Annotated in this window: 8 protein-coding genes; all 8 read right to left on the reverse strand. The window is 72.0% G+C overall.

The window, feature by feature from the left end; translation table 11 throughout:
- Nucleotides 1–28 precede the first annotated feature (28 nt).
- Nucleotides 29–808, reverse strand: a complete 780-nt coding sequence (locus ACWEN3_RS07530) for an HAD-IIA family hydrolase (protein ID WP_452966914.1) — start codon at nucleotides 806–808, stop codon at nucleotides 29–31.
- A gap of 125 nt (nucleotides 809–933) precedes the next feature.
- Nucleotides 934–1,986 (reverse strand): 2-aminoethylphosphonate ABC transporter substrate-binding protein, encoded by a 1,053-nt coding sequence (locus ACWEN3_RS07535; protein WP_452966917.1) that lies wholly within the window; start codon nucleotides 1,984–1,986, stop codon nucleotides 934–936.
- 46 nt (nucleotides 1,987–2,032) lie between these two features.
- Complete coding sequence (locus ACWEN3_RS07540; RefSeq protein WP_452966919.1) at nucleotides 2,033–2,830, reverse strand: ABC transporter permease; 798 nt, start codon at nucleotides 2,828–2,830, stop codon at nucleotides 2,033–2,035.
- Nucleotides 2,817–3,650, reverse strand: a complete 834-nt coding sequence (locus tag ACWEN3_RS07545) for a 2-aminoethylphosphonate ABC transporter permease subunit (protein WP_452966922.1) — start codon at nucleotides 3,648–3,650, stop codon at nucleotides 2,817–2,819. The genes ACWEN3_RS07540 and ACWEN3_RS07545 overlap by 14 nt, the downstream gene beginning before the upstream one ends.
- Nucleotides 3,643–4,689, reverse strand: a complete 1,047-nt coding sequence (locus tag ACWEN3_RS07550) for an ABC transporter ATP-binding protein (RefSeq protein WP_452966924.1) — start codon at nucleotides 4,687–4,689, stop codon at nucleotides 3,643–3,645. The genes ACWEN3_RS07545 and ACWEN3_RS07550 overlap by 8 nt, the downstream gene beginning before the upstream one ends.
- 1 nt (nucleotide 4,690) lies before the next feature.
- Entirely contained in the window at nucleotides 4,691–5,389 is a 699-nt protein-coding gene (locus ACWEN3_RS07555; RefSeq protein ID WP_452966927.1) for a phosphonatase-like hydrolase, read from the reverse strand.
- A gap of 8 nt (nucleotides 5,390–5,397) precedes the next feature.
- The gene (locus ACWEN3_RS07560) at nucleotides 5,398–6,522 is read right to left on the reverse strand and encodes a TIGR03364 family FAD-dependent oxidoreductase (protein ID WP_452966929.1); all 1,125 of its coding nucleotides are present in this window, start codon (nucleotides 6,520–6,522) and stop codon (nucleotides 5,398–5,400) included.
- Nucleotides 6,523–6,654: 132 nt separating this feature from the next.
- Nucleotides 6,655–7,410, reverse strand: a complete 756-nt coding sequence (locus ACWEN3_RS07565; protein ID WP_452966931.1) for a GntR family transcriptional regulator — start codon at nucleotides 7,408–7,410, stop codon at nucleotides 6,655–6,657.
- Between the last annotated feature and the right edge of the window lie 385 nt (nucleotides 7,411–7,795).

Here is a 7,795-nt window from a genome sequence, read left to right on the forward strand (position 1 = left end):
CGTTGCTCCGACCGGGTGAAGCGGGGTTTCAGACCAGGTCGACGAGGTCCGCGATGGAGTCGACCACCTGCGAGGGCCGGTACGGGTAGCGGTCGACGTCGGCGGGCTGGGTCACGCCGCTGAGCACCAGGAAGGTGCGCATCCCGGCCTCCAGGCCCGCGAGCACGTCGGTGTCCAGGCGGTCGCCGATCATCGCGGAGGTCTCGGAGTGGGCGCCGATCGCGTTCAGCCCGGCCCGCATCATCAGCGGGTTGGGCTTGCCGACGAAGTACGGCTTCTTGCGGGTCGCGGCGGTGATCAGGGCGGCGACCGAGCCGGTGGCGGGCAGATCGCCCTCGGTGGACGGGCCGACGTTGTCGGGGTTGGTGGCGATGAACCGGGCGCCGTCGTTGATCAGCCGCACGGCCTTGGTCAGCGCCTCGAAGGAGTAGGTGCGGGTCTCGCCGAGGATCACGAAGTCGGGGTCGTGGTCGGTGAGGATGTAGCCGATGTCGTGCAGCGCGGTGGTCAGGCCCGCCTCGCCGATGACGTAGGCGCTGCCGCCGGGCCGCTGGTCGTCGAGGAACTGGGCCGTGGCCAGGGCGGAGGTCCAGATGTTCTTCTCCGGCACGTCCAGACCCATCCGGCGCAGCCGGGCGTGCAGGTCACGGGCGGTGTAGATGGAGTTGTTGGTGAGCACCAGGAAGGGCCGGCCGGACTCACGGAGCTTCTTCAGGAAGGCTTCGGCACCGGGAATCGGCACGCCCTCGTGGATCAGGACGCCGTCCATGTCGGTGAGCCATGACTCTATGGGCTTGCGGTCTGCCATGTTGTGCGTCTCCTGGCGTACGTAACGGTCAAGAAGCGGGGGCGCCGGAACCACGGCGTACCGACGCCCCCAGCCTAATCAAGACAGACCTGATCCTGACCCCGGTCGGCTGCCGGTGGTCCGGGTCAGCTCCCGGTCGCGGACTTCCAGTCCTCGACGTACGACGTGAGGTTCCTGTCGATGTCGTTCCAGTCGGGCTCGAAGAAGTCGACGCCGTCCATCAGCTTGGTCAGGGCGATGGCGTTGGCGTCGGTGGCCTTGACGTCCTGCCGGGCGCTGAAGCCGCCGCCGATCTCGCTGACCTCCTGCTGCGCCTTCTGCCCGAGCATGAAGTCGAGGAGCTTCCTGCCGTTCTCGCCGTGCGGGGCCTTGGTGACCAGGCCGGCCGCGTAGGGCAGGGCGAAGGTGGTGGGCTTGCCGTCCTTGCCGGCCGGGAACCAGATGCCGAGGCCGGGCATGGTCTTGGACTGGGCGTAGTTCATCTGCACATCGCCGTTGGCGACGAGCAGTTCGCCCTTGTCCACCTTGGGGGCGAGCTTGCCGGTGGAGGCGGACGGGCCGACGTTGTTGGCCTGGAGCTTCTTCAGGTACGCGAGGGCCGCGTCCTTGCCGCCGAAGTCGTGGATGGCCTTGATGAGGACGGCCGTGCCGTCGCCGGCGACGCCCGGGGTGGAGTACTGCAGCTTGTTCTTGTACGAGGGGGCGAGCAGCTCGTCCCAGGTCCTGGGGGCCTGCTTCAGCTCCTTCTTGTCGTAGACGAAGCCGAAGTAGTTGTCCACGACCGAGGTCCAGGTGCCGTCGACGGCCTTGTCGGCACCGCTGACCTGGTCGGAGTCCTTCGGCTCGTACTTCTCCAGCAGGCCCTTGCGGTCGGCCTCCTGGATGAAGGGCGGGAGGGTGACCAGCACGTCGGCCTGCGGGTTGCTCTTCTCGCGGACGGCGCGCTGCACCATCTCGCCGGAGCCGCCCTCGACGTACTTGACCTTGATGCCGGTCTGCTTGGTGAAGTCGGCGAAGACCTTGTCGTACCAGCCGTCGCCGTTCTCGCCCTTGAGGCCGTCGGCGCTGTAGACGGTGACGACCTTGGCGTCGGCGGCGGAGGAGGAGCCGCAGGCGGACAGCAGCGGCGTGGCGAGGAGGGAGACGGCTACGGCGATCTTGAGCGTGTTTCTGGGCATGGCGAGGCGAACTCCTTGCGCGGACGAGCGGGGTGAGGGACGTGGTTCAGCGGTACGACGCCCGGGTGCGGACCCGGGAGACGGCGAACAGGACGAGCAGGGTCGCGGTCATCAGCACCACGGCCACGGCGGAGCCGGTGAACAGGGCGCCGCGGTCGGTGGCCGCGTAGATCAGGACGGGCAGCGGGGTCCAGTCGGGCGGGTAGAGCATCATCGTGGCGCTCAGCTCGCCCATGGACAGGGCGAAGCAGAGGCCGGCCGCGGCGGTGAGGGAGGGCAGCAGCAGGGGCAGCCGTACCCGCCACAGCACGTGGGAGGGCCGGGCGCCGAGGGAGGCGGCGGCCTGTTCGTAGGCCGGGTCGAGGCGGGCGATCGCCGCCGACACGGACTGGTGGGCGAAGGCGGTGACCAGCACCGTGTGGGCCAGGATCACGATCCACGGGGTGCCGTTGAGCAGCATCGGCGGCTTGGAGAAGGCCACCAGGACCGACAGGCCGACCACGACCGAGGGCACGGCGACCGGCAGCACGAACAGGGCGTCGAGCAGGCGCCGGTACCGCTGTTTCAGGGCGGCCCCGGCCAGCGCGGCCCAGGTGCCGGCGGTCAGCGCGAGCAGGCTGGCCGCGGTGGCGGTGAGCAGGCTGGTGGTGAGGGCCTGGAGGGCCTCGCCCCGGGTGGCGGTGCGGTAGTGGGCGAGGGTGGAGCCCGAGGGCAGGGCGCCGGACCAGTGGGTGGCGGCGGAGGCGCCGAGGAGGACGAACAGGGGCAGGGCGAACAGCGGCAGGAAGAGGACGAGGAACACCGCCCACACGGCCCACCTGGCCCCGCGGCTATGCACCAGCACGACGGCTCACCACCCGGTAGAGGCCGTACAGCCCCACGGAGATCAGGACGTTGACGACGGCGACCACGCACGCGCCCGGGTAGTCGGACTCCAGGATCGCCTTGCTGTAGACGAGCATCGGCAGGGTGGTGACCCCTTTCGCGCCGGTGAAGAGCACGATGCCGAACTCGTTGAGGCACAGCACCAGTACGAGGCTGCCGCCGGCCGCGAGCGCGGGCAGCGCCTCGGGCAGGATCACCTGCCGCACGATGCGGGGCGCGCGGGCGCCGAGCGAACTCGCCGCCTCCAGCTGCGCGGTGTCGAGCTGGGAGAAGGCCGCGAGCAGCGGCCGCATCACGAACGGCGTGAAGTAGGTGACCTCCGCCAGCACCACTCCCCAGGGTGTGGTGAGGAACTGGAAGGAGCCGACGATGCCCGTGGTGCCGTAGATGAACAGCAGCGACAGCGTGATGAGGAAGGACGGGAAGGACAGGTACACGTCGATGAACCGCGCCACCGTCCTCGCCCCCGGGAACGGCACGAACGCGATGACCAGCGCGAGCACGAAGCCCAGCAGCAGACACCCGGCGGTGGAGGCCGACGCCAGCCACACGGTGGTCCACAGCGCGGTCCGGAACGCCTGCGAGGCGAAGACGTCGGCGTACGGCTGAAGGGAGGTGCCCCCGGTGTCGGGCCGGAACGACTGCTGGACGACGAGGGCGAGGGGGTAGAGGAAGAAGAGGGCGAGCAGGGCAACCGGTGGCAGGGCCGCCAACCAGGGGCGCACGGAGCTGCGCGACCGGCCACGAACGACCCGCGCTTTCGTGACGGCCTCAGCCATGGCTCACCCCCGCGGGCAGCAGCACGGCGTCGTCGGGAGCGAAGTGGAGGTTCACCGGGTCACCGTGGCCGGGCGGATCCCTCAGCTCCCGTACGTCCGCCATGACCGTGTGCCCGCCGACCTCCACGTACAGCCGGTGGGTGGCCCCGCGCCACTGGATCTCCCGTACGACACCGGCGAGTTGGTTGGGGCCCTGACCCAGCCCGACCAGGTGCGGCCGTACGCACAGCGTGGCCCGCGCACCCGCGGCCGCGCCGGCCGTGTCGACCTTCAGCTCGGTGTCCGCGAAGGAGACTCCGCCGGACCCCACGGTCACCGGCACGAGATTCGCGCCGCCCACGAAGGACGCGGTGAACTCGTCGGCCGGCGCCCGGTACAGCTCCCTCGGCGTACCGCAGGCCTGCAGCCGGGCCTTGTCCATGACCGCGATCCGGTCGGCCAGGGTCAGCGCCTCGACCTGGTCGTGGGTGACGTACAGCATCGTCACGTCCGGCAACTCGCGGTGCAGGCGGGAGAGTTCCGCGAGCATCCCGGACCGCAGCCGGGCGTCCAGCGCGGACAGCGGCTCGTCCAGGAGCAGCACGTCCGGCCGGATGGCGAGGGCGCGGGCGATGGCGACCCGCTGCTGCTGCCCGCCGGACAGCTCGCGCGGATGCCGGCGGGCGCAGGCGGCCATGCCGGTCATCTCCAGCGCCTCGCCGACCCGTTGCCGTATCTCGTTCCTGGGCGTCCTGCGGGCCTTGAGGCCGAAGGCCACGTTCTCGTCCACCCGCAGGTGCGGGAAGAGGGCGTACTGCTGGACGACCATCCCGATGCCCCGCCGGTACGGCGGCAGGTCCGTCACGTCCCGGCCGCCGAGGAGCACCCGCCCGGACGCGGGCCGGACGAACCCGGCGACCGCCCGCAGCGCGGTGGTCTTGCCGGATCCGGACGGCCCGAGGAGCGCCATGACCTCGCCGGGCTCGACGGTCAGGTCGAGGGCGTCGAGGACGACGTTGCCGTCGTAGGCGACCGTGACGGAGTCGAAGCGGATGCTCATCTCACCGGGCTCCCAGGAGCAGGGCGGGCAGGTCGGCGACGGAGTCCAGGACGTGCGTGGCACCGGCGGCGCGGAACGCGTCGTCGCCGTGGGCGCCGGTGCGCACGCCCGCGACCAGGCCCGCGCCCGCCCGCACCCCGCTGAGCACGTCGTACGACGTGTCGCCGGCGACGGCGACCTGCCGGACGTCCTCGGCGGCCTTGGTGCGCACGAAGGCCTCCAGCACCATGTCCGGGTAGGGCCGCCCGCGCCCGCCGGCGTCGGCCGGGCACAGGGTGAGCGGGACGAGGTCCCGCCAGCCGAGGGCGTCGAGGATCGCGTCCTGGGTGACGCGGGCGAAGCCGGTGGTCAGGACGACGGTACGGCCGCTGCCGGCCAGCTCCTCGACGGCCTCGCGGGCCCCGGGGACGGGCGCGATCAGTCCGGCGTCGACGAGTTCGCCGTACGCCTTCTCGAAGGCCGTGTTGGCGCGCCGGGCCCTGTCCTCGTCGCCGAACAGGTGCCGGAAGACGGAGATCTTGGACTCGCCCATGGTGGCGCGGACGTAGGCGAGGTGCTCGGCGTGCCCGGCCGAACCGGGTTCGACGCCCAGTTCGGCGGCGGCCGCGGCGAAGGCGCGCTCGACGAGCCCGCCGTCGGCGACGGTCGTGCCCGCCATGTCGAGGACGACCAGACGGATGTCGGTGGTCTGTGCGGTCATGGGATCGGTCACCAGCCCAGTTCGTTCGCGGTGGTCTCGGCTATCGCGGGGGAGCAGGTCATGCCGCGCCCGCCGGGCCCGGTGACCAGCCACACCCCCTCGTGCACCTGCTGCCGGTGCACCACCCGGCCGGGTTCGGTGCACTGCGCGTACACCCCCGCCCAGCGGCGCCGGACACGCGGCAGCGGCCGGCCGAGCAGGGACTCGACGACGCCGGTGAGGTGCTCGTACGGCTCCTCGACCGTGTCGAAGGCGAAGGGGTGCTCGTACTCGTGGGTGTCGCCGATGGTCAGGCCGCCGTCGGCGCGCTGCACCATGAGCAGCTGCATGCGGTGGTCCGCGGCGGTCCGCGGCTGCGGCTGCCGGGCGTTGAGCTCGCCGAGCGCCGGGGAGTCGTAGGCGGGGTAGTAGCGGAAGCTGTCGGCGTCGGCGACCGACGTGGTCAGCGGCTCGCCGAGCGGGTCGGTCTGCATCATCTGCAGCCGGACGCGCCGCACGGGCAGGTCCGGCCCGGCGAGTTCCCGGACCAGTCCGCCGAGCCAGGCGCCGGTGCAGAGCACGACGACGTCGGCGTGGTGCACGTCCCCGTGGTCGTCCCGGACCGTCCCGGCGCCGGTCACCTCCCGCACCTCCCGTCCCGGCAGGAAGGTGTAGTCGGGGGACTTCAGCAGTTCCTCGCGCAGGGCGAGCTGGGCGGTACGGGGCTCCACGGCCGCGTCCCGCTCGCAGTACAGGGCGGCGGTGAAGTCGCCGCGCAGGGCGGGGTTGAGGGCGCGGGCCTCGCCCGGGGTGAGCAGCTTGTGGCCGCGGGCGGCGGCGTCCGGGCGGGCGACCGCGGCCTCGGCGACGGCGAGTTCGAGGGGGCCGCGGACGGGGGTCAGGGACCCGTTGGCCCGGAACCCGAGCCCCGGCACGCGTGCGCCGACGCCCTCCCACAGCTCCCGCGCCCGCAGCGCGGTCTCCAGCTCTTCACCACCGGCGCGCCCGCTGACCCAGATCTGCCCGAAGTTGCGCAGCGAGGCGCCGCGCGCCTCGGCCTCGCGTTCGATCTGGACGACCTGATGGCCACGTTCCACTGCCTGCCAGGCGTGCATGGTGCCCACCACGCCGGCTCCGACGACTGTCACTCTCACGACGGCAACGCTCCTCGGGATTCGGTAACCGGAGACATCCGGCTCACCACGAGAGCGTGAACGACCCATCACGTTTGGGCTAGACCCGTTATCATTACGTTACATAGGAGCGGACGTCGGAGGGCTTGTTTTTCAGCCGCGCAGATGGGTGGTGAAGGAGAACCGGTCCCCCCGGTACAGCGACCGCACCCGCTCCAGCGGGCGCCCCTGCGCGTCCCGGGACACCCGGTGGATCAGCAGCATGGGCAGCGCGGGCGGGGTGCCGATGAGCAGGGCCTCGCGCGGGGTGGCCAGCACGGTCTCGATCCGCTCGTCGGCGTCGCCGAAGACGATGCCCTGGGCCTCGAGGTAGCCGTAGAACGAGGAGTCGGGATCGAAGTCCCCGGCGAGGCCCGGCACCCGCTCGACGGCGACGTACGTGCTCTCCAGGCCGACCCGCTCGTCGTCGGCGAGCAGCACGCGCTCCAGGTGCCAGACGGGTTCGCCCCGGGTGAGCCCGGTCTCGGCGGCCAGGGCCTGCGGGCAGGGGAAGCGGTCGAGGGTGACGAGGGTACGTCCGGGGGTACGGCCCTGCCGGCGCACCCCCTCGGTGTAGCTCGCGAGGGACAGCGGCTGGGCCAGCTTGGGCCCGGCGACGACGGTCCCGCGCCCCTTCCGCCTCAGCCGCCCCTCCAGCACCAGTTCCCGCACGGCCTGCCGCACGGTCTCGCGGGCGACGTCGTAGCGCTCGGCGAGGTCCCGCTCGGTGGGGATGACGCCGTCCTCCCCCAGCTCCTCCAGCAGTGCCGCGATCCGCGCCTTCACCGCGTAGTACTTGGGAATGCGCCCGTGCTCGGGAATGCCGGAGCGGACGGGGGCACCGGGGGCCTGGTCGTTCGGGTAGTCCACGCAGGGATCGTCGCAGACGGGACGGGGATTCCGGATACGCGGGCCCTGGATCGAGCGGGGCGCGAGGCGGGAGTTCGGGTCGGACGGCCCTCGGTCAGCGCCGGCTGCGGGCGGACACGAACACGCTTCCGGCGACGCGCCATCGCCACGGCCGGAGCGGGAATTCCACGCCGCCGACGGGGCGGGGGATTCCTGGCCCACGCCCCGGGTCACCGGCGCCCGCGGGCCGGCACGAACGCACTCCCGCACACGAGATCGTCGGCAACCGGCCGGGAACTCGCGGCCCGCGCCGCGGTCAGCGGCGCCTGCGGGCCAGTACGAACGCGCTTCCGGCGACGCAGAGCAGTGCGGCGGCGGCAGTCGCTGGCGTTGATGCCCGCGGCAC

This window comes from Streptomyces sp. NPDC004561 (assembly GCF_053602155.1).